The organism is Streptomyces sp. NPDC021115 (assembly GCF_044333065.1).
In the GTDB taxonomy this organism is placed as follows: Bacteria; Actinomycetota; Actinomycetes; order Streptomycetales; family Streptomycetaceae; genus Streptomyces.
Genome location: NZ_JBIRQF010000011.1, coordinates 105,773 through 127,133 on the forward strand (window position 1 = coordinate 105,773; position 21,361 = coordinate 127,133).

Annotated in this window: 22 protein-coding genes; 12 read left to right on the forward strand and 10 right to left on the reverse strand. The window is 71.9% G+C overall.

What is annotated here, in order from left to right:
* Window positions 1–7 precede the first annotated feature (7 nt).
* Complete coding sequence (locus tag ACH4TL_RS29185; RefSeq protein ID WP_398321594.1) at window positions 8–2,062, reverse strand: DHA2 family efflux MFS transporter permease subunit; 2,055 nt, start codon at window positions 2,060–2,062, stop codon at window positions 8–10.
* Between the two features lie 189 nt (window positions 2,063–2,251).
* Between ACH4TL_RS29185 and ACH4TL_RS29190 the strand changes: the two genes are divergently transcribed.
* Together ACH4TL_RS29190 and ACH4TL_RS29195 are read left to right on the forward strand one after the other, a co-directional pair.
* Complete coding sequence (locus ACH4TL_RS29190) at window positions 2,252–3,595, forward strand: peptidoglycan-binding protein (RefSeq protein WP_398321597.1); 1,344 nt, start codon at window positions 2,252–2,254, stop codon at window positions 3,593–3,595.
* Between the two features lie 187 nt (window positions 3,596–3,782).
* Window positions 3,783–4,445, forward strand: a complete 663-nt coding sequence (locus ACH4TL_RS29195; RefSeq protein WP_398321600.1) for an HAD-IA family hydrolase — start codon at window positions 3,783–3,785, stop codon at window positions 4,443–4,445.
* A gap of 37 nt (window positions 4,446–4,482) precedes the next feature.
* Here the strand turns inward: ACH4TL_RS29195 and ACH4TL_RS29200 are convergent, their stop codons facing one another.
* Entirely contained in the window at window positions 4,483–5,064 is a 582-nt protein-coding gene (locus tag ACH4TL_RS29200) for a TMEM165/GDT1 family protein (RefSeq protein WP_398321603.1), read from the reverse strand.
* A gap of 406 nt (window positions 5,065–5,470) precedes the next feature.
* Between ACH4TL_RS29200 and ACH4TL_RS29205 the strand changes: the two genes are divergently transcribed.
* Together ACH4TL_RS29205 and ACH4TL_RS29210 are read left to right on the forward strand one after the other, a co-directional pair.
* Window positions 5,471–6,130, forward strand: coding sequence for an HNH endonuclease family protein (locus tag ACH4TL_RS29205; RefSeq protein ID WP_398321606.1), 660 nt, complete (start codon window positions 5,471–5,473; stop codon window positions 6,128–6,130).
* 103 nt (window positions 6,131–6,233) lie between these two features.
* Window positions 6,234–7,901, forward strand: a complete 1,668-nt coding sequence (locus ACH4TL_RS29210; RefSeq protein ID WP_398321609.1) for an alkaline phosphatase D family protein — start codon at window positions 6,234–6,236, stop codon at window positions 7,899–7,901.
* Window positions 7,902–7,905: 4 nt separating this feature from the next.
* On the opposite strand, the gene ACH4TL_RS29215 is transcribed toward ACH4TL_RS29210, so the two are convergent.
* From ACH4TL_RS29215 to ACH4TL_RS29230, 4 genes are read right to left on the reverse strand one after another with little or no spacing between them, the layout of a single operon-like run.
* Window positions 7,906–8,340, reverse strand: a complete 435-nt coding sequence (locus tag ACH4TL_RS29215) for a septal ring lytic transglycosylase RlpA family protein (protein WP_398321612.1) — start codon at window positions 8,338–8,340, stop codon at window positions 7,906–7,908.
* Between the two features lie 49 nt (window positions 8,341–8,389).
* Complete coding sequence (locus ACH4TL_RS29220; RefSeq protein ID WP_398321615.1) at window positions 8,390–9,217, reverse strand: glycoside hydrolase family protein; 828 nt, start codon at window positions 9,215–9,217, stop codon at window positions 8,390–8,392.
* On the reverse strand, window positions 9,214–10,020 hold the full coding sequence (locus ACH4TL_RS29225) for a thaumatin family protein (RefSeq protein ID WP_398321618.1): 807 nt from the start codon (window positions 10,018–10,020) through the stop codon (window positions 9,214–9,216). The genes ACH4TL_RS29220 and ACH4TL_RS29225 overlap by 4 nt, the downstream gene beginning before the upstream one ends.
* 21 nt (window positions 10,021–10,041) lie before the next feature.
* Window positions 10,042–10,764: a chitinase gene (locus ACH4TL_RS29230; RefSeq protein WP_398322152.1), complete on the reverse strand. Its 723-nt coding sequence runs from the start codon at window positions 10,762–10,764 to the stop codon at window positions 10,042–10,044.
* Between the two features lie 349 nt (window positions 10,765–11,113).
* Here ACH4TL_RS29230 and ACH4TL_RS29235 point away from each other — a divergent pair, with 349 nt between their 5' ends.
* The 4 genes from ACH4TL_RS29235 to ACH4TL_RS29250 all read left to right on the forward strand — a co-directional run bounded on the left by ACH4TL_RS29235 (window position 11,114) and on the right by ACH4TL_RS29250 (window position 15,402).
* Window positions 11,114–13,048, forward strand: coding sequence for an FAD/NAD(P)-binding protein (locus tag ACH4TL_RS29235; RefSeq protein ID WP_398321621.1), 1,935 nt, complete (start codon window positions 11,114–11,116; stop codon window positions 13,046–13,048).
* Window positions 13,049–13,187: 139 nt separating this feature from the next.
* Complete coding sequence (locus ACH4TL_RS29240) at window positions 13,188–13,667, forward strand: DoxX family protein (RefSeq protein WP_398321624.1); 480 nt, start codon at window positions 13,188–13,190, stop codon at window positions 13,665–13,667.
* Between the two features lie 205 nt (window positions 13,668–13,872).
* Window positions 13,873–14,499, forward strand: a complete 627-nt coding sequence (locus tag ACH4TL_RS29245) for a DedA family protein (RefSeq protein WP_398321627.1) — start codon at window positions 13,873–13,875, stop codon at window positions 14,497–14,499.
* Window positions 14,500–14,724: 225 nt separating this feature from the next.
* Complete coding sequence (locus ACH4TL_RS29250) at window positions 14,725–15,402, forward strand: lytic transglycosylase domain-containing protein (protein WP_398321630.1); 678 nt, start codon at window positions 14,725–14,727, stop codon at window positions 15,400–15,402.
* Here ACH4TL_RS29250 and ACH4TL_RS29255 read toward each other — a convergent pair.
* A complete protein-coding gene (locus ACH4TL_RS29255; RefSeq protein WP_398321633.1) occupies window positions 15,397–16,179 on the reverse strand; it encodes an alpha/beta fold hydrolase in 783 nt (260 codons plus the stop codon). The two genes, ACH4TL_RS29250 and ACH4TL_RS29255, sit on opposite strands and share 6 nt — an antisense overlap.
* A 218-nt stretch (window positions 16,180–16,397) precedes the next feature.
* Between ACH4TL_RS29255 and ACH4TL_RS29260 the strand changes: the two genes are divergently transcribed.
* Window positions 16,398–17,408, forward strand: coding sequence for an MASE1 domain-containing protein (locus tag ACH4TL_RS29260; RefSeq protein ID WP_398321636.1), 1,011 nt, complete (start codon window positions 16,398–16,400; stop codon window positions 17,406–17,408).
* A 59-nt stretch (window positions 17,409–17,467) separates the two neighbouring features.
* Window positions 17,468–18,055 carry a histidine phosphatase family protein gene (locus ACH4TL_RS29265; protein ID WP_398321639.1) on the forward strand — a complete coding sequence of 196 codons (588 nt, stop codon included), beginning with the start codon at window positions 17,468–17,470 and terminating at the stop codon, window positions 18,053–18,055.
* On the opposite strand, the gene ACH4TL_RS29270 is transcribed toward ACH4TL_RS29265, so the two are convergent.
* The 3 genes from ACH4TL_RS29270 to ACH4TL_RS29280 form a co-directional block, all read right to left on the reverse strand.
* Entirely contained in the window at window positions 18,022–18,357 is a 336-nt protein-coding gene (locus tag ACH4TL_RS29270) for a hypothetical protein (RefSeq protein ID WP_398321642.1), read from the reverse strand. The genes ACH4TL_RS29265 and ACH4TL_RS29270 overlap by 34 nt on opposite strands.
* Before the next feature lie 38 nt (window positions 18,358–18,395).
* Window positions 18,396–18,908 (reverse strand): DinB family protein, encoded by a 513-nt coding sequence (locus ACH4TL_RS29275; RefSeq protein ID WP_398321645.1) that lies wholly within the window; start codon window positions 18,906–18,908, stop codon window positions 18,396–18,398.
* A gap of 230 nt (window positions 18,909–19,138) precedes the next feature.
* On the reverse strand, window positions 19,139–20,065 hold the full coding sequence (locus tag ACH4TL_RS29280; protein ID WP_398321648.1) for a phosphotransferase family protein: 927 nt from the start codon (window positions 20,063–20,065) through the stop codon (window positions 19,139–19,141).
* Window positions 20,066–20,142: 77 nt separating this feature from the next.
* Between ACH4TL_RS29280 and ACH4TL_RS29285 the strand changes: the two genes are divergently transcribed.
* Together ACH4TL_RS29285 and ACH4TL_RS29290 are read left to right on the forward strand one after the other, a co-directional pair.
* Window positions 20,143–20,832 (forward strand): restriction endonuclease, encoded by a 690-nt coding sequence (locus ACH4TL_RS29285; RefSeq protein ID WP_398321651.1) that lies wholly within the window; start codon window positions 20,143–20,145, stop codon window positions 20,830–20,832.
* Window positions 20,833–20,885: 53 nt separating this feature from the next.
* Window positions 20,886–21,359, forward strand: a complete 474-nt coding sequence (locus ACH4TL_RS29290; RefSeq protein WP_398321654.1) for a nitroreductase/quinone reductase family protein — start codon at window positions 20,886–20,888, stop codon at window positions 21,357–21,359.
* Window positions 21,360–21,361: the final 2 nt, after the last annotated feature.

Below are 21,361 nucleotides of genomic sequence, written 5' to 3' on the forward strand. Positions count from 1 at the left end.
AGCGCGCTCACCGCGGCGGCGGCTCCCGGCGCCAGGGCCGCTCGGCGTCGGAGCCGCACATCTCCCGCGTCAGCTCGTCCACCAGCTCGACCAGATCCGTCGGCCGGTCAGGTGACCACCAGTCGCCCAGCAGCTCGGCCAGCGACGCCTCGCGGGCCTTGAAGAGGCGGTCCGCGACCTCCCGGCCCTGCGGGGTCAGGGTCAGATCGAGCCCGTAGCGCGCGCCGAGCCCGCGTTCCTCGATCTGGCGCGCCGCGCCGGTGATGGCGCGCAGCGGTACGGGGGTGCGCTCGGCCAGCACCGCGGGCTCGACCGAGCCGTAGTGGCGGATGCGCAGCAGCATCCAGCTGGCGGCCGGGAGCAGGTCGAGCCCGGCGCGCCGGGTGATGTCGACGTAGATCTTCCGGCGCCCCTCGCGGCAGCCCAGCAGCGACAGGGCGCGCGCGCATTCGTCGTACGAGGAGCGTTCGACGGGGTTGCTGGCCAGCACCTCGCTGGCCTCGGGGGCGGTGACGCTGCCCCGCAGCGGCTCCTCCCGCAGGAACCAGGCGAGGACGAAGGCGAGCAGCACGACGGGGACCGCGTAGAGGAACACCTCGGTGATGGACAGGGCGTACGCGTGCGTCACCGCGGCCCGGTCGCCCGGTGGCAGCCGCCCGAGGGTGTGGTGGTCGGCGGCGAGCCCGGCGGGGGTGACGCCGGGCGGCAGTGTCCGCCCGGTGAGCGCGTCGGCGATCTTGGGGGTGAGGCTGCCCGCGAAGATCGAGCCGAAGACGGACACGCCGAAGGAGGCGCCGATGGAGCGGAAGAAGGTCGCGCCGGAGGTGGCGACGCCCAGGTCCTGGTAGCTCACCGAGTTCTGCACGATCAGCACCAGCACCTGGATGACGAGTCCGAGCCCGCAGCCGAAGACGAAGAAGTAGGCGCTGGTCTCGGCTGCCCCGCTGGTCTCGCGCAGCTGGTGCAGGAGCAGCAGCCCGATGCCGGTGACGGCGGTGCCGAGGATCGGGAAGACCTTGTAGCGGCCGGTGCGGCTGACCAGTTCGCCGGAGACCGTGGAGCACAGCAGCATGCCGAGGACCATCGGCAGCATGTGGACGCCGGAGAGGGTCGGCGAGACGCCCTGGACGACCTGGAGGAAGGTCGGCAGGTAGATCATGCTGCCGAACATCGCGAAGCCGACGACGAAGCCGATGACCGCGCAGAGCGTGAAGGTGCGGCTGTGGAAGAGCTTCAGCGGCAGCACCGGTTCGGCGGCCCGCCGCTCCACGCGCACGAAGGCGATCAGCAGGACGGCACCGAGCACCGCGAGCCCGAGGACCTGCCAGGACGCCCAGCCGAAGCTGACGCCGCCGAGCGAGGCCATCAGCACCAGGGTGGCGGCCACCCCGGCGATCAGGCCGGTGCCGAGGTAGTCGATGGTGTGCGGGGTGCGGCTGACCGGGATGTGCAGGACGGAGGCGATGACGAGGAGCGCGACGACGCCGACGGGGAGGTTGATGTAGAACACCCAGCGCCAGCTGAGCTGGTCCACGAACAGCCCGCCGAGCAGCGGCCCCAGCACGCTGGCGCAGCTGAAGACGGCGCCGAAGAGCCCCTGGTAGCGGCCGCGTTCACGGGGCGGCACGATATCGCCGACGATGGCCATCGACAGCACGATCAGCCCGCCGCCGCCCAGCCCCTGGAGCCCGCGGAAGCCGATCAGCTGCCCCATGTTCTGGGCGAGTCCGCACAGCGCGGACCCGGCCAGGAAGAGGACGATCGCGGCCTGGAAGAGCCGCTTGCGCCCGTACTGGTCGCCGAGCTTGCCCCACAGCGGGGTGGCGGCGGTGGAGGCGAGCAGATACGCGGTCACCACCCAGGACAGATGGTCGAGACCGCCGAGGTCGCTGACGATGGTCGGCAGCGCGGTGGAGACGATGGTCTGGTCGAGTGCCGCGAGCAGCATGCCGAGCAGCAGCGCGCCGATGGCCACCAGGACCGTGCGCTGCGGCCGCCCCTCCTCGGGGCCCGGAACCACGGGGTCCGGGGCCGGAGTCGGGCGGCCGGCGTCCCTAGCCATGACGACTCCTCGTAACCGCTCGGCTGCTCGCCCTCCCATCCTCTCCCCAACGCGCCCTTTATGCCCTGTTACGGTCGGCCGTGCCGGGTCCGTCCGTGACGCACCCGGCACGCCTCCTGACGACGAACGCATGCGCGGAAGCCGATCAGATGCGCATAATCGCTGCGTATTACAGGGAGGGAAATTCACGTGACGGCAGATTCCTGCCCGCACTGCTACGCGCCGCTCCGCGCGAACGGCCTGCCCAGTTGTGCGTGCGTCCAGCAGCGCGCCACCGCCACGGGCCCGGCGACGCCCGGACCCGTACGCGGCTCGGCCACCGGGCCCGTAAGCGGCTCGGCGACCGGCCCGGCACCCGGCTCCGTGACCGGCTCGGCGACCGGCGACCCCAGTGCGCAGACCACCGACGACCAGACGACCGACGCCCGGGCGGCCGACGCCCGGCAGACGGGCGACCAGCCGCGCGCCGTCCGTCCGTACCTCAGGCTCTCCGGCGACAAACGCTCCGGCGGCGGCTCAAAGGGCCCCCGGCCGCGCGATGTCGGGAAGTTCTTCCGCAAGGCGCAGCCCGAGGCGGAACCCGGACCGCGACCCGGCCAGGAGCCCGCGCCGGAGCCCGGCGCGGCGCCCGGCGGGTACGGGGACGCCGCCGACGAGACCCAGGTGATCGACCGCATCGCGCCCATCACCCCGGTCGACCGCATCACCCCCGGCGGTCCCGTCGACCGCACCCGGGTGATCGACCGCATCACCGCGGCGGGCCGCCGCGACAGCCAGGGAGCCCCGCAGGGCGCCCCCCAGGGCGGCGCCGGTGGAGAGGGGCCCGGCAGCGAGACCGTCAGCAGCGCCGACGGCGGCGGGGGCCGCCGCCGCAAGAACCGCCGCAAGCCCGTCGCCACGGCGGTCGCGGGGGCCGCCGCGGTGGTCGTGGCCGGAACGCTGGCCGTGACGACCGGTCTGTTCGGCGGCAACAGGGACAGCGACGGCAAGCGGAGCGACCGCGCGATCGCCGATACGCAGACCAGCGCCCCGGACCTGCCGCCGGCCGAGGACGAGGGCGCCACCCCGTCCCACCGCTCCACGCCGAGCAAGAAGCCCAAGCCCTCGCAGTCCCCGGCGACGCCGCCGGGCACGAGCCGGAGCCAGGACCGCGTGGCACCACCGGCGCCCCGTACGCCCGCGGCGCCGCCCACGTCCCGCCCGGCCACCCAACCGGAGACGCCGGACAAGCCCAGCACGCCCAGCACGCCCCGGCAGCCGACCAAGCCGCCGACCACCGACCCGCCGAAGAGCCCCGAGCCCACCGGCCCGCCCGTGCTGCGCGAGGGCGACAGCGGGGCCGAGGTCGTCGAGCTCCAGAAGCGGCTGACCCAGCTGCTGATGTTCATCGGCGCCGCGGACGGCGAGTACGACGACGGGGTGAAGGACGCGGTCGCGTCGTACCAGGACCGGTTCGACATCAAGGGGGACCCGGAGGGGGTCTACGGCGAGAACACCCGCCGCGACCTCGAATCCCGGACCGACGAGCCGTAGGGCTGTCGAAAACAACAGGCAGACGCAGGGGCCGGGTGCGAAAGGACGCACCCGGCCCCTGGCGCATCGGCGCCCCTCTTTGTATCGTGGAGGAACAAAGTGGTTCCGCCCGTTTTCCCTGACCGGCGGGCGGAGCCGCTTGTGTCTCTTTCGGCCTGCCCGTCTCCTGCCGCACCCCGGAGTCCCCATGCCGCTCACCGCCCGCGCCCTGCTGCTCGACATGGACGGCACGCTGGTGAACTCCGACGCCGTGGTCGAGCGCTACTGGCGGATCTGGGCCACCGAGCAGGGACTGGACCCCGAGAGCGTGCTGAAGGTGGTCCACGGCCGCCAGGCGCACGCCACCATGGCGGCGCTGCTGCCGGACCGGCCGGTGGAGCGGAACCTGGCCGACAACCAGTGGATGCTCGAACGGGAGACCACCGACCTCGACGGCGTCGTGCCGATCCCCGGCGCGCCCGCCTTCATGGCCGCGCTCGCCGGTCTGCCGCACGCCCTCGTGACCTCCGCCGACGACGGCCTGGCCCGGGCCAGGATGGGGGCCGCCGGGCTGCCGCTGCCCGCCGTCCTGGTGACCGCGGAGCGGGTCGGGGCGAGCAAGCCGGACCCGGAGGGCTTTCTGAAGGGCGCCGCCGAACTGGGCTTCGCGCCCCGCGACTGCGTGGTCTTCGAGGACTCGGAGGTCGGCATCGCGGCGGGCCGGGCGGCCGGGATGCGCGTGGTCGGCGTCGGCCCGCGGGCCGCGGCCCACGCCCCGGACGCCCACGTGGCGGATCTGGCGCGGGTGCGGGTCGAGGCGCTGCCCGGCGAGGACGGCCTGCGGCTGCACCTCGCGGACCTCGCGGGCTGAACGCCCCGACACCCCGTGCTCCGTAGAGCTCAGCGGCTCACGCCGACACCGCCTCGTACAGGCTGAACGCGCCCAGCGCCAGCATCACCAGCGCCGCGACCTTCGTGATCAGCCGCAGCGGTACGTACTTCATCAGGGTGCGGCCGCCCAGGATGCCGAGACCCGCGACCGCCCACAGCGCCAGCACCGCGCCCACGCCGACCGACAGCGGATCGTCGTAGCGGGCGGCGAGGTTGGCGGTCATGATCTGGGTGAGATCGCCGAACTCGGCGACCAGGATCAGCGAGAAGCCCGCCCCGGCGACCTTCCAGAACGACTGGTCGGCGGGCTTGCTGACCTCCTCCTCGCCGTCGTCCTTCTTCAGCAGCAGCACCGCGGCGCCGCCGAGGAAGAGCACACCGACGACCGTCTGGAGCAGGCGGTGCGGCAGCAGGCCGAGCACGCTGCCCGCCGCGATGGCGAGGCCGACGTGGACGGCGAAGGCGGCGGCGACGCCCGCGAAGACGTACGAGGCGCGGTAGCGGGTGCCGAGCATCAGCCCGGCCAGGGCGGTCTTGTCGGGCAGCTCGGCGAGGAAGACGACGCCGAAGACCACGGCGGCGACGGTGAAGCTGAACACGGAACTGGATACCTCATCGGGTCGGGCCGCACCGAGGGGCCCGGGAAAGGGGTCGCTTCGGCACGGCAGCGTCGGACACTGCGGCCGAAGGTCTCGCTGGCGCACGCACCCGCACACCGGCGGATTCGTACGCTCCGGGCGCCGGCCCGCACCTCTGGGGGCGGGCAGTATGTCGACGGTCCGGCGAGGAGCTACTCCCCTTCTGCTGCACACCACCCTACGGGACGCCTCCGGCGCGCATCCCCCGCCCCCTCGCCCTCCAAAGCCCCGCGTACTTTCCGAAGCCCCTTGCGTTGACATGACCGCGTCGCCACTCTGTTACCTGGCGCCTGCCCCACGTCCATCCGGCGCCACCACGATGGCCGCGTTGCCGTGGCCAACAACCCCCCACTCCTAGGGAGTTCGCATGTCGCACATGCACGACCGCCGGCGCTTCTACGCGCGTCGCGCCGCCGTCTTCGGCGGGTTCGCCGGGTTGCTGGGCACGCTGGTGCTCAGCGGGCCGACCGCGCAGGCCGCCCCGCCCACCCCGCCGAGCGCCGCCACCGCGCGTACCCAGCTGGCCGCGCTGACGGTCAAGGCCGAGGGGTCGTCCGACGGCTACAGCCGGGACAAGTTCCCGCACTGGATCACCCAGAGCGGCTCCTGCAACACCCGTGAGGAGGTCCTCAAGCGCGACGGTACGAACGTCCAGACCGACTCCAGCTGCGCGGCCACCAGCGGCACCTGGAAGTCCGCGTACGACGGCGAGACCTGGACCGCCGCCTCCGACGTGGACATCGACCACGTCATCCCGCTCTCCGAGGCGTGGAAGTCCGGCGCCAGCAGCTGGACCACCGCGCAGCGCCAGGCCCTCGCCAACGACCTGACCCACTCGCAGCTCATAGCCGTGACGGACAACGTCAACCAGGCCAAGGGCGACAAGGACCCGGCCAAGTGGCTGCCGCCGCTGGCCTCGTACCACTGCATGTACGCGCGCATGTGGGTCTCGGTGAAGTCCACGTACAAGCTCAGCGTCGACTCGGCGGAGAAGTCCGCGCTGAGCGGCATCCTGAACGGCTGCTGATCACCCACCGGAACCGCGACGCCGCTTCCGACGTTCCGTACCGTACGACGCGTAGCCGTACGACGCGTACGGTACGGAACGCGGAGCGACGGAGGAGGGCCGGATGGCCGGGCTGCGCCTGGGACCACTGCTGCGGCACGTGGACTGGGAGACGGGGACGGACGCGACCGTCTGGGTGGAGGCCGACCGGCCCTGTGAAGCCGAGGTGCGCTGCGCCGACGGCGCGGGCGGCACGGCCCGCACCTGGCAGATCGCCGGACACCACTACGCCCTGATCCCGGTCGGCGGGCTGCGGCCGGGCGCCGAGACGGCGTACGAAGTGCTGCTGGACGGTGAGCGGGTGTGGCCGCTGCCGGACTCCCGCTTCCCGGATTCCACCATCCGCACCCCCGACGTGTCCGGGGCCGCCGCCGCGGGGCCCGTCCGGGTCGCCTTCGGCTCCTGCCGGTGGGCCGCGCCGCCGTCCGACGCCTCGCACGACCCGGTGGGACCCGACGCGCTGGACACCCTCGCGCACACCCTCGCCACCTCGCCCGGGGCCGCGCGCCCCGATGTGCTCGTGCTGCTCGGCGACCAGGTGTACGCGGACGAGACGTCCGCCGAGACCCGCCGCTGGCTCGGCGAGCGCCGCGATCTGTCGGAGCCGCCGGGCGACCAGGTCGCGGACTACGAGGAATACACGCGGCTGTACTACGAGTCCTGGCTCGACCCCGAGGTGCGCTGGCTGCTGTCCACCGTGCCCAGCCTGATGATCTTCGACGATCACGACCTGATAGACGACTGGAACACCAGCGAGGCGTGGCTGAACCGGATGCGCGCCACCCCGTGGTGGCGCGAGCGCATCCTGAGCGGTCTGATGTCGTACTGGGTGTACCAGCACCTGGGCAACCTCTCCCCCGCCGAACTCGCCGCCGACGGCCTGTTCGCGGCGGTGCGGGACGCCGAGGACGGTACGGAGGCGCTGCGGGCCTTCGCCGAACGGGCCGACGCCGACCCCGCGTACACCCGGTGGAGCTACCGCCGCGACTTCGGCCCGGTGCGACTGCTGATGGTCGACACCCGCGGCGCCCGGGTGCTGGGCGAGGGCGCGCGGGCCATGGTGGAGCCCAAGGAGCTGGCCTGGGTGCGGCAGCAGGCCCTGGACGGGGCCGGGAGCTACGACCACCTCCTCATCGGCTCCTCCCTGCCCTGGCTGCTGCCGCACTTCGTGCACGACGTGGAGGCGTGGAACGCCTCGGTGTGCGGCGGGCGGCGCGGAGCGCGCTGGGCGCGCATCGGCGAGGACCTGCGGCAGCGCGGCGACTTGGAGCACTGGGCCGCGTTCCCCGAGTCCTTCGACGCCCTGACCGATCTGATCGCCGAGGTCGGCGAGGGCCCCGGCGCGCCCGCCACGATCAGCGTGCTGTCGGGCGACGTCCACCACGCGTACATCGCCGAACCGGACTGGTCCCGCTGGCCGCGCCGCCCGGTCAGCGAGGTCCGCCAGCTGACCTGTTCCCCGGTGCACAACAGCATCCACGCCTCGATCCGCCTCGGCTTCCGCTTCGGCTGGAGCCGGGCGGGCCGCGCGCTGGGCCGGTTCTTCACCCGCCACGGCCGGGTCCCGGCACCGCGGCTGCGCTGGCGCAAGACGGGCGGCCCCTGGTTCGGCAACCAGCTGATGACGCTGACGCTGGAGGGCCGCCACGCGCGCCTGCGCCTGGACCAGGCCGTCCAGGACCCCGAGACACGCCTGACGACCGCCCTGCGTGTCTCCTGGCCGGAAGACTAGAACCTCACCTGACGACCTCCTCCTTGACGACGATGTGACCCGAGTCGGGGTTGAGGACGCCACCGAGCCGCCCGTAGGCGCCGTCGGTCAGGTCGAGACACTTGGGCACGGACGGCGTCCAGCCGAAGGTGCCGCGGTCGTTGATGCGCACGACCAGCGATTTGCCGTTCGCGACATTGGTGACCTTCACCTTGGTGCCGAACGGGAGCTGCGGGCTGCGGCTCAGCGAGGTGGCCGCCGTGTCCTTGTTGTTGTCGAAGATCTCACCGCTGGCGGTGTACGAACCCGGGGGGATGTACCCGTAGTGGGTGGCCCAGCAGTTCTGACCCGCCGGCGGGGTGTCGCTCGTCGCGGCGGTGGACGACGTGGCCATACCCAGCACGGCGGAGAGCGCGACGGCTCCGGCCGCCACTCGGGCGATCAGCGTTCCCTTGCGCATGGCAATGACCTTTCGGATGGTCGATGACGTAACTGACGCGGGCCGCATATCAACCGGCGGCGCGATACGCGGTGCCCATCTGGTTGGGCGTCGCCCCGTTGTAGAGACCGGTGCCGCCACGGTCGGCGGACAGCGTGAACCACGCGTACCGTTCGACGAAGGAGAGTCCCTGGAGCATGGCGGTCGACTTCTTCACGAACGCGGCCTGTTGCGCGGGAGTGGGGTACCTCGGGGTGCCGCTCGAGAAATCGATCAGTGCGTACTCGGTGAGCCAGATCGGTTTCCGGTAGCGGTTGTGGGTGGCCTGGAGATAGCCGCGCAACTGGTCGGTCGAGCGGGCGGCGTCGAAATCGGCGCCGTACCAGTGCAGGGGGATGAAATCCACCCTGTGCCCACGGTTGGCGACACCCGTCATGAACCGGTCGAGCCAGCCACCGGCCACATCGGCGCCGTAGGCCACCGCGGGCGCGCCGAGCCGCATTCCGGTGGACTGGAGCCGGGGCCACAGGTCGAGCGCTTTGGCCACGGTCATGTTCGCCTGCCCGGCCAGGTCCGGTTCGTTGAATCCGAGCAGGACCTTTCCCTGGCTCTTCGCCCGGTTCAGCTCCGTGTCGGTCACCGAGCCCGGCCCCCAGATCATGGGGACGAATTCGACTCCGGCCGGAGGATTGATCTGCTCCTTGCCCGAGGCCCAGGTGTAGAACCAGCCGACCCCGGCATCGGCCATCGCGGCGGTCACGCCGTTGAATTTCCAGGCGCTGACGCCCTTCTTCTTCACCGCCGCGACGGGGGTCCCGGCGCTCGCCCGGCCTCCCGCGGTCAGCGCGGCCGGCACCGCCACCAGCGCGGCGAGAACGCGTCTCCTGCGCACGGTCATGAGACGGCGTGGAAGGTGACGGTGAATCCGCTGCACTTGCCGCAGTTCTGCATCACCTGGTTGCCGGGCTCCGTGTCCTGCTTGGACCAGGCGTACGCCCGGGGGCAGCGCGAGGAGATCGCGTTGCTGTACGGGGTCTTGGCGTCCCGGTTGGGGTTGGTGCACAGCATCGGCTTGCCGTCCGCCCAGCGCGTGAGGTTGGCGGCCGGGCAGTACGGCAGCAGGTTCTCCGTACAGCCCTGTGTGGCGCACCCGCCGCCCCCGGCGGCGTTGTTGGGGGCGATGGTGATCGGCTGGGAGAACGCGTTCACGTAGCTCACGTTGTACCAGGGAGCCAGCGTGTCCTTGGTGTCGAAATTGAACTCCGCGAGGCTGGTGGGCTGCTCGCCCAATTCACACCGCTGGGCGTACTTTCCGCAGTCCCCCACCTGACAGTGGAAGGTGCTGCCCGAGTTCCCGGTGCACCCCATGCGGGCGAAGAACTTTCCGCGCCAGTGCCCGGCGGCCGAGTTCTCGGGAATCGTCACGGTCGCCGACTGCCCGGATTCCAGGATGGGCAGACCGCTCATTTGCTCGGATCCATCGGCGTTGACCGCGCTGCCGATCCACACCTTTCTTCCCGTGCGGTTGACGAAGGTGACCGTGTGATTGGCCGCTTTCGCGGTGTCGGCCTTCGCTGCCGCAACCGGTGCGGTACGGTCCGTCTTCGCCGCGGTCGCGACCGCACCCGATCCCGCGTTCGGTAACAGCGCGGTCAATACCACCAGTGCCGCGGTGGCCAGACCGATCAGAAATCTTCGCATGAACCCTCCGTCGGAATGCGCTCAGCAGGTCAGGTTGGCACCAGGGGCGACGCCCAGCATTCCGGTGAACTTCTTGTAGAGGTTCACCCGGTTCTGCATCTGGGCGGGGTTGTTCCCGTTGCATTCCACGGCGCCGTTGATGGCGCGTATCGTCTGACCGAATCCGGCGCCGGTGGTCATCGCCTTGTGGGCGGGCATGGAGCCGGGGCCGGACTGGGTGCTCCAGTACCAGAGCGCGGTCTTCCAGGAGATCGCGGCGTCCGTCTGCACCAGGCCCGGCTTGCGCAGCAAATCGACGCCGAGCGCGTCACCCGCCGCCTTGTAGTTGAAGTTCCAGCTCAGCTGTATCGGCCCGCGCCCGTAGTACATCGCGTTGCCCGCCGGACAGCCGTAGGGCTTCGACGTGTCGCAGTAGTGGGGGTAGTTCGCGGTGTTCTGCTCCACGATGTGGAGCAGACCGCCGGTCTCGTGGCTGACGTTGGCCAGGAAGGCCGCCGCCTCCTGCTTCTTGACCACGTCGGTGCCGGTCTTGGCGAAGCCGGGGAACTTGTCCATCGCTTTGACCAGCGCGTCGTACGTATAGAACGCGTTCTTGCTCGGGAACATCTGCTGGAACTGCGCCCTGGTCACGATGAATCCCGCCTGCTCCTGCGCATGGGCGGAGGAAACGGGGACCAGGAGGGTCGACGCGCCCGCCACCGTCGCCGCGGCGGCGGCCACGATGGTGCGCATGCGCACCCGCATGCCTGAATTTGACATGACAAACAAACCCTTTCGCATCGTCGTAACGGCGTACCGGGCTGTTCTCCGAGAGGGACCTGACCTCGACGTGTCCGCGCTGCGGCCGGTCCCGGGGTGACGGTCGCCCCTGAGAGCGCTCTCAGAGGCCGACGGCCACTCATCACAGCGGTCGCGACCGCGACCTGTCAATGGTCTGGACCAAGGAGTGGTTCGAACCACACGCCGTCACCGCGTGATACGGGACACATCGGAGGGAGACGTTCCGCTCCGCTGGCGGAAACCCCCGGAGCGAACGGCATGATGGGCGAAATCCTGCGTCATCCTGCGTCACATCTGCCCCGGGAGTAACACCTTGGCCGGAGTCCCTCACGCCATAGCCATCGTCGGGGCCGGTCCCCGCGGCACCAGCGTGCTGGAGCGCCTCTGCGCCTCCGCGCCGGAGCTGACGCCGGGGACCAGGCTGACCGTGCACCTCGTGGACCCGTCGCCACCGGGCGCCGGGCGGGTGTGGCGGACGGCGCAGCCGGTCGAGCTGCTGATGAACACCGTCGCCTCGCAGGTGACCCTGTTCACCGACGAGAGCGTCGAATGCGACGGCCCGATACGCACCGGGCCGAGCCTTTACGAATGGGCCACCGGCAGCCACGAGGCCGACGCCCCTGCCCCCGCTCCCGCCCCGTCCCTCGGCCCGGACGACTATCCGAGCCGCGCCCTCTACGGCCGCTACCTGGAGTGGGTGTTCGCCGAGGTCGTCCGCACCGCCCCCGGCACCGTCACCGTCCGCCCGCATCCGGCCCGCGCGATCGGCCTGGAGGAGGCGTCGGACGGCACCCAGACCCTGGCCCTCGACGACGGCACGCACCTGGACGGGCTGCGCGCCGTCGTTCTGGCCCAGGGCCATCTGCCCCGTACGCCCGACGAGGCGGAGCGACGGCTCAGCGCCCACGCCGCGGGGCACGGGCTGCGCTACTACCCGCCCGCCAACCCCGCCGATGTCGACTTGTCGCCCATCGCACCCGGGGAGCCCGTGCTGCTGCGCGGCCTCGGCCTCAACTTCTTCGACCACATGGCGCTGCTCACCGAGGGCCGCGGCGGTGGGTACACCACCACGGCCGATGGACTGGTCTACCACCCCTCGGGCCGCGAGCCGCGGCTGTACGCGGGCTCGCGGCGCGGCATTCCGTACCACGCCCGGGGCGACAACGCGAAGGGCGCGCACGGCCGCCACACCCCGATGCTGCTGACCCCGGACGTCCTCGAAGGCTTCCGCAAGCGGGCGGACTCCGGCGATCCGCCGGACTTTCTGGCGGAGGTGTGGCCGCTGGTGGCCAAGGAGGCCGAAACCGTCTACTACGAGGCTCTGCTGTCCCGCCGGGCCCCGGGCACCCCAGGGCACTTCCGGCGTCACTTTTTGGCCACTCCGCACGGCTCCCCGGAAGAGGCCGACGTCCTCTTGGAATTCGGCATTCCGGCAGTCGGCCGCTGGTGCTGGGAAACGATCTCCCAGCCGCACCGCGAACAAAACTTCACCACGCGTGACGCCTTCCGGCAGTGGCTGCTGACGTACGCGCGCACGGACGCGGCCCACGCCCGGCTCGGCAATGTGGCCGGTCCGGTCAAGGCCGCGCTCGACGTCCTGCGCGACCTCCGCAACGAAGTGCGGCTGATCGTCGACCACGGCGGGCTCAGCGGGGTCTCGCGCCGGGCCCATCTGGACTGCTGGTACACCCCGCTGAACGCGTTCCTGTCGATCGGCCCGCCGCGCCGCCGGATCGAGGAGATGGCCGCACTGATCGAGGCGGGAGTGCTGGAGGTCCTCGGTCCAGGACTGGACGTCACGGCCAAAACACCTGATGGGCCGTCAGATCAATCCGGCTTCGTCGCCCGCTCGGCCTGCGTCCCCGGCCCCGCGGTGATCGCCCGGACGCTGATCGAGGCGCGACTGCCGGAGCCGGATCTGCGCCGTACCGCCGACCCCTTGCTGAGCGGACTGCTGCGCGCCGGGCAGTGCCGACCGCACCGGGTGGACGGCTACGAGACCGGCGGACTCGACGTCACCCCCGCGCCGTTCCGGATCGTGGACGGGCGGGGGCGGCCGCATCCGCGCCGGTTCGCGGTCGGGGTGCCGACGGAGGGCGTCCACTGGGTGACCGCGGCGGGGGCGCGCCCCGGCGTGAATTCCGTCACCCTGTGCGACACGGACGCCGTGGCACGGGCGGTGCTGCGCCTCGCGACGGACCCCGAGCCCCACCGGAAAACCGCGCCGATGTGCGCCGCGGGGCTCTGAGGAGCGGCCCCGGACACGCCCCCGAACCCCCTACGGACCCCCTACATTGGCAGGAACTTGAACTTGCAACAAAAGGTGAGGGGAACCTAACCTGGCGCTCCGTTGTTTCTCCGTCCCCAGGAACAAGGAGCAATCCCCCATGTCTCCCGACACCTCTCCCCGCTCGCTCGACGGCCTGCTGGACAGCGGCAGACCGTACGCCCTCTCCCTCTTCCGGATCGTCGTCGGCCTGCTCTTCTTCTGCCACGGCGCCTCGTCGCTGCTCGGCTGGATGGGCGGCGCGATGGGCACCGGCAAGACCCTCGAGGCGGGCACCTGGCCCGGCTGGTACGCCGCGGTGATCCAGCTCGTCGGCGGCGCCCTGGTGATGCTGGGCCTCGGCACCCGCACCGCCGCGTTCATCAGCTCGGGCTCGATGGCCTACGCGTACTTCCACGAGCACCAGCCGGAAAAGCTGTGGCCGCTCCAGAACGGCGGCGAGGCCGCGGCCATGTTCTGCTGGGCGTTCTTCCTCCTCGTCTTCACCGGCCCTGGCCCCTGGGCGCTGGACCGGATATTCGGCTCGACCCGCGCGTCCTCGGCGGCGGCCGAACCGCGGCGCCAGCCGAGCGCGGTCTGACGCCGGGGACGTCATCCCTGTGAACGTGCGGTGAATCACGCCATGCGGGACCACGTGTCCCGCATGGCGTGATTCGAGCACATCGTCACCCCCTACCAGTACCCTCGGCCGTCACAGGCGTACGCTGTATGGCTGTACAGGTCGCTCCCGCCCGCCCCGCGCGGACGGGAAGCGGCGGCGGGGGAACGGGATCGGGAGTAGAACGTTGTTGGAACATTTGGGGTCGCTGACCAACACCCCATGGATCTACGCAGTCATCGCGGTCTCGGTCCTGCTCGACGTTTTCCTGCCCGTCCTGCCGAGCGGCTTCATCGTCATCACGGCCGCCACCGCCGCCGCGGGCACCACGGTCGACGCGGTCGGCGTGGTGCGCCAGGCCGACGCGGCCGACTTCCCCGCGATGTTCGCGCTGCTGCTGTGCGCCGCGACCGCCTCCGTCCTCGGCGACATGGTCGCCTACCGGCTGGCCTGGCGCGGCAGCGACCGGCTCGACCGGGCCATCGCCCGCTCCCGCCGACTCACCTCCGCGCAGGAGAAGTTGGGCACCGCGCTGATGCGCGGCGGCGGCGCGCTCGTCGTCATAGCGCGCTTCGCCCCGGCCGGGCGCTCGGTCGTCAGCCTGAGCGCGGGCGCGGCACACCGTCGGGTGACGGAATTCCTGCCCTGGTCGATGGTGGCCGGGCTGGCCTGGGCCGCGTACAGCGTGGCACTCGGCTACGTCGGCGGCCAGTGGCTCGGCGCCAGCTGGCTGGGCACGGCGGTGTCGGTCCTCGCGCTGTTCGCCGCGGGCGCGGGCGCGGCGTATGTGATGCGGCGTCCGGCCGCCGCGTAGGGTCGCCTCCGCGCCCGCCCGGACGGTGTGCCCGGGACCTCCCGGACGGTGTGCCCGCGCCCGCCCGGACGGTGTGCCCGCGCCCACCCGGACGCTGTGTTGGCGGCCGATTACGGATCGCCCCGGGATTGCGGTTACGGTCCTCCCCATGCGACTCATGCGTCCCATGCGTCACTCCGGCCCCCCGGCCCCCGTGTCCCCCGTCCCCGTTCCCCCGGTCGCGGCATGCTGAGCCGTGCCGCCGGGATGGTCGCGGCGTTCGTCGCGGGCCTCGCGATCGTCGTCGCCGCCATCCTGGTCGTACGGCAGATCATGACGTCCTCCGAGCCCAAGCTGCCCGTCATCCCGGACGCGCGGCGTCCGATCGTGGAGCGGGCCGCGAAGGTCTGCTCCGCGCTGAGCGTGCCGCTGCTGGCCGCACAGATCCACGCGGAGAGCGACTGGCGGCCGGACGCGGACTCCGGACACGCCCAGGGCATCTCGCAGTTCGCCCCGGACACCTGGAAGGAGTGGGGGCGGGACGGCAACGGCGACGGCAAGGCCGACGTCTGGGAACCACGGGACGCGATCCCCTCCCAGGCCCACTACATGTGCCATCTGTACGACGTGGTCGAGGACATCCCCGGCAACCGGATGCGGCTCGCCCTGGCCGCGTACAACGCCGGACCGGGAGCGGTGCTCAGGGCGCGCGGCATCCCCACCATCCACGAGACCCGCGGCTATGTGAACCGGATCATGGGCACGCTGCTGCCCCAGTACCGCAAGAGCGAGGCGCGCTACCAGCAGAGCGAGGCGAAGCGCAATCGCGCGCGCAGCGCCTCGCCGTCCGCCTCCGCCTCGCCCACTCCCTCCCCCGATCCTCCGTCGCCCCTGTCCGCACGGGCTGTCCGCCCGCGGCTATGAGCCCGCGGCTATGAAGTCCTCCACCGTCCGGACGAGTTCCAGCGGCGTCTCGTCGGCCGGGTAGTGCCCCGCCGACGCCAACTCGACCAGGTCGGCGTTGGCGTACCAGCGCAGCCAGGTCCGGCGCATCACCTCAGCGGTGAGCGCCGGATCATGTGCGCCGACCACCACCCGCACCGGCAGCTGGGCACCGTCCACGTCCTCGTGGAAGTCCTCCAGCGCCCAGGAGTCCAGCCACGCCCGGAACGCCTTGGCGTCGCTGTGCTCCAGCGAATGCCGCACCATCAGATCGAGCCAGGCGTCCGGATGACGGCCGCCGGTGGTGAGGTCGATGATCGCCCGGCGGCACTCGGGCCGGTCGGCGGCCGACGTGAACAGCTCCCACTGCTCACCCTCCATCGGCACCCCGCTCGCCGGTACGGGAGCCACCCCGACCAGCCGCTGGACGCGGTGCGGGGCCGCCGCCAGCACCCGCTGCACGACGGCGCCGCCCATCGAGTGCCCGAGCAGCGAGAACCGCTCCCACTCCAGATGGTCGGCGAGCGCGAGCAGATCCCGGCCCGCCTCGCTGGTGGTGTACGCGCCGGGGACGTCACGCGCCTCCCCGTAGCCGCGCAGATCGGGCAGTACGTAGGTGAACGCGCGCCGGTCGATGTGCGGCAGCATCGCGGCGTAGGCGGCGCGGTCCGAGAACCAGCCGTGCACCGCCATGACATGGTGCGGCCCTTCGCCGACGGTCTCATACGGTGGAACGAGGGGTGGAACGAGCGGTCCCATGGCACCTCCGGTCCCAGTCGAATGCGGACACGCGGCGCGCGCCCGCTGGTGGACAACGGTGGCGTCTCGCGCGGAAGTGGGCAAGCCCGGTGCGCATATGCGCTGGGCGTCACCCGTACGGGTCACCCATACGGCCCACCGTGACGGCTCACCCGTACGGCGGGCCGCCCCCGCCGGTCCGCGTGTCCGGCCGTGGCCGCCGGGCCGTCCGTAGTGTCATGGCCGCTGTGGCAGCCGATGTCGGGGACGACGAACACAGCACACTCCGGCCCCGGACCGCCGCGCGCCGGCGCACCGCCGTCACCACCTGTGCCGTATCCCTCGCCGTGGCCGCCCTCTACTACGCGGGCGCCCGGCTCGGCCTGCTGCAGGAGCTGGTACGCGGTCAGGTCACCCCGCTGTGGCCGCCGACCGGAATCGCGCTGGCCTGCCTGCTCCTGCTGGGCCCGCGCAGCTGGCCCGGCATCACCCTCGGCGCCCTCGCGGTCAACGCCCCCATCGGCCCCGCGCCCCTCGCCGTCCTCGCGATCGTCGCCGGCAACACCCTGGCCCCGCTGTGCGCGTATCTGCTGCTGCGGCGGGCGGGTTTCCGTACGGAGCTGAACCGGCTGCGGGACGCGCTGGCCCTGGTCTTCCTCGGCGCCCTGGCCGGAATGCTGATCAGCTCCACGCTGGGCACCGCCGTCCTCGTCCTCGCCGGCGCCCTCCCCGCGAGCGCCTTCTGGCCCACCTGGTCGGTGTGGTGGACCGGCGACGCCATGGGCGTCCTGGTCGTCACGCCCCTGCTGCTCGCCGCCCGCCGGGCCCGGCTCCCGCGCGGCGTCACCCCGTACCGCTGGCTGGAGGCGGCCGCGCTGCCGCTGGGCACGGCGGCCGTCATGCTGGTGGCCACCCGTACCGCCGCCAGCCTGCTCTTCCTCGTCTTCCCCTTCCTCATCTGGGCCGCCCTCCGCTTCCAGCTCCCCGGCGCCGCGCCCTGCTCGCTCATCGTCACCGTCCTCGCGATCCAGGCCACGGCCGAGGGCGTGGGCCCCTTCGCGGGCCACTCGCTGCTGACCCGGATGGTCACCCTCCAGGCGTTCAACGGCTCCACGACCCTGACCGCCCTGCTCCTCGCGGCGATCATCGCCGAGCGGGACCACACACGGCGGCAGATCGAGCAGGTGTGCGCCCAACTCGCCGAGACGGTGGTGCGGTTGAGCCCGGGCCGACCGGAACCGGGCCGCTAGGAACGGCATCTACCCATCCGTACGCCGTTGCTCCGCACCCGACCGCGAGGGGACGACCCATGCCAGAGCAGGCAATCCGCCACCTCTACCTCACCCGGCACGGCCAGGCGACCGAGGACGAGCACGCGCTGACGGACGACGGCCGCCGCCAGGCAGTCCTGCTCGGCAAGCGGCTCCGCGACGTCCCGCTGACCACGATCCACCACGGCCCGCTCCCCCGCGCCGCCCAGACGGCACACCTGATCGCCGCCCAGCTCGACGGCGTCCCCGCGCACGCCTGCGAACCGGCCGGGGACTACGTCCCGCACATACCGGAGCGCGCCGAACTCCCGCCCGACTCCGCCGATGTGCTCCTCGACTTCCTCCACCGCGTCCCGGCGGATGAGCGCGCCCACGGCCCACGGCTGGCCCAGGAGGCGCTGGAACGCTTCACCGGCCCGGTGCCCGGCACCGAGGACCGCCACGAGCTGGTCGTCACCCACGCCTTCCTCGTCGCCTGGCTCGTCCGCGCCGCACTCGACGCACCGGCCTGGCGCTGGATGGGCCTCAACCACGACAACGCGGCCCTGACGGTCCTCCGCTACCGCCCGGGCTTCCCCGTCTCCCTGGTCCGCTACAACGACACGTCCCATCTGCCGGTGGTGTAACCGGCCGCCCAGGGGACCGGGCAGGGCGAGGCATGCCCGGGATCCGGGCAGATGACCCGGGTCAGCGCCTCCCTCACCTCATCCATCCGCGGACGGTCGGCCCGCACCCCGACCCGGACCTCATGCACCCGCCGCTCCCCTGGGCCGGCCCCCGGATACTGGCACCGCCACTGCTGCGGCAGCTCCTCGTACAGCTCCCCCTGATCCGCCGCGACCGCCAACTCGTAGCCTTCCGGCCCCTCGTCCAGCAGCCTGCGGAACCCGTCGACGACCCGCGCGAGGTCGTCCTCGGCCGCGTACACCCCGATCCGGATGACGAAGTCCTCCTCCGCGCCCCCGCTCAGTAGTACCCCCTCCCCCCGTCGACCAGCTCCCGCATCGCGTCCATGTGACCGGCGTGCCGGGCGGTCTCCTCGATCATGTGGAACAAGATCCACCGCAGCGAGGGGGCGGCACCGGTGGGGTTCGGGCGCCGGGCGACGTCGTCCAGGGCGTGGTCGGCGATGAGCGCGTCCGACACCGCGCACTGCTGCTCGTACTCGGTGAGCAGCCGGTCGAGCGGTACGCCCTCGACCCGCATGTCCGCGTCCTCGACCCCCTCCTCGAACCGCGGCCCCTCCTTGGGCCCTCCCCTCAGAACGACCTCGAACCAGAGGTGCTCGACCCACCGCATATGGGACACCACACCGGCCATCGTCATCAGCGGCGATCCGGGCAGCACCGCCCGGTGGGCGTCCTCGGGGGACAGCCCCTCACACTTCCAGTGGACGACCGACCGCTGCATGTCCAGCCAGCCGAGCAACTGCGTCCGCTCATCGGCCCCGTACTCGGGCCGTACCCGTGCAGGAATCATGCCCGCCGACGCTACTCCCGTCCCCCTTCCCCCGCACCGGAGTTTCCGTGCAGACCAAATGCATAACGGACGACCGGACGAAGGCCGGACCCGTGCTGTAGGGCCCGGCCTCCCGCATCCGAGTCACGTGCAGCCCAGCAACGTGAATATGGACAGGCATCACGGTAAGGCCCCCCACCGACAACCGCCGGAGCCTGTGGATAACCCACCCCCACGGGTGCCGCTTCGGCTCATACGGCTGCCGACAATTCCTCGCGCAACCCCTCCAGAGCCGTGTGGTCGTCTTCCGTACCGGCGTGCTCGGCGGCGAACCAGCGCGCGTACTCGTCGATCTCGGACAGCCGCCAGTCGAGGGCGAACAGCTCGACCATCGCCGGGTCGGCGTGCAGCCGGTCGCCCGCGCCCGCGGCGAGCAGGTCGGCGTAGTCGCGCTCGCGCGGCGCGAGGGCCAGCGACTCCCAGTCGACCAGCCGCAGCCCGTGGGCGGCCACGACCTGGTTGTCGTTGTGCGGCTCGCCGTGCGTGGGCACCCACGAGTCCTGGCACGAGAGCGCTGTCTCCGCCAGTTCGTGGTACCGGCCCGTCCATCGCGTGATCGCGTCGGCGTGGTCGGCGAGCACGGCCCGGGCCTCCTCCGCCAGCGGGCCGGACGCCCAGGGCCGGGCGGCGGTACGGGCCCGCAGCTCGTCGGCGAAACCGGGGCCGACACGCGGCGCCCAGCGCCGCAGACCCTCCGGTGGGGCGGCGCCGTGCAGCGCCGCCAGCGCGGCGACGACCGCCCGGACATGGCCGGGCTCGCCCGCCTCCGCCTCCGTCGGGGTCCGCCCCTCCAGCCACGGCGTCACGCTGAGCATCCCGGCCCCGACGTCGACGGTGAACCGCCCGGACCGTGCGGCCAGCGGCGCGCACACCATGTCCAAGTCGCTGTCGGCCAGCGCCGAGGCCCCCGCGTACGCGGCCTCCAACGACGCCGCGGTGTGCCGCGGCTCCAGCTGATCCAGCGTGACGAACAGCGTCACCCCACCACCGGCCACCCGCCAGTGGTACGCGCCGAACCCCCAGGGCAGATGGCCCACCTCGGAAACCTCGGGCAGCCAGTGCGCGGCGACCGCACGCGCGACCGTCTCATCACTGATGAAAGAGGGACGTGAAAGCACAAGCCCCCACCCTAGAAACCGCCCGGCCCCTCGTCACCGGAATTTCCGCGGCTCGCGAGGGGGAGAGAGACGTGGTGATGACACGACGAGGACGTAAGCGGCCGTTACGCCGCCGGGCCTGGCTCCCCGGCGCCGCACTCCTGCTCATCCTGGCGGCGCTGGCCTGGGACACGACATGGCCGTACATCGTCGTCGCAACCCTCGTAGCGCTGCTCGGCGGCGCCGCCTGGTGGCTCCGCACAACACACCGCACAACGGTCGCCGGACATCGCGCCTGGCAAGCCGAGGAGGAGAACAAAGCGCGCGAGCGCTCCATGGCCGATGTCGACGCCATGACATGGCAGCGGTTCGAGCTGTACGTCGCGGAGCTGTGCCGCCGCGACGGCTGCACCCAGGTCATCGTCTCCGGCAAGTCGGGCGACCTCGGCGCCGACGTCATCGGCCTGATGCCGGACGGCAGGCGGCTGGTGATCCAGTGCAAGCACTACGCGGCACACCGCACCGTATCGAGCGGCGACATGCAGAAGTTCCTGGGCACGGCCAAGGCCGAACACGACGCGGACGTCGCGGTCTTCGTCACCACGGCCCACTTCACCCGCGCCGCCCAGGCCCTGGCCATGAAGCACGGCATTCTCGCCCTGCACCGCAACCTGCTCGGCGCCTGGGTGCGCGGGTCCACCCTGGAGTCCCTGATCCCGCTCAACGGAGCGGGCAGCGGCCCACCCCGCGCCCGCCGGGCGTTGTCAACACGCAGAAAACACCCCTAGGTTGGCGATCAGCCGATGCCGACTGCTCAAGGGCGAGGAGGAATCCGTTTCACATGGCCAGCAAGCGATGGCATCCGCCGGAGCGCTTCTTCAACGCCGCGAACCGCGTGGTCCGGCCGCTTCTCCGGTCCCGGCTGCATCCGCTCGTGAGCCGTCGGCTCATGCTGCTCACCTACGAAGGCGCCAAGTCGGGCCGCTCCTTCGCGATCCCGGTGGCCTACTACCGCTGGGACCCCGACGAGGTGTGGGCTTTCGGCGCGCGAACCGGCTGGATGAGCAACTTCCGGAACCGTCGCACCGTACGCCTGCGGCTGCGCGGCCGGGAGGTACGCGCCGATGCCACGGCCGTCGAGGACCGCGAGCAAGTGGCGCGCTTGCTGGAGGAACTCGTCCAGCGCAAGGGCCCCGGGGCGGTCCGGGACCCGTTCGTCGGCTTCCCGCGCGACCGCCACCCGACGCACGAGGAAGCCCTGGCCGCGGCGGACCGGATACGCATCGCGCGCTTCCACCTGTCGGCCAAGCCCTGAAC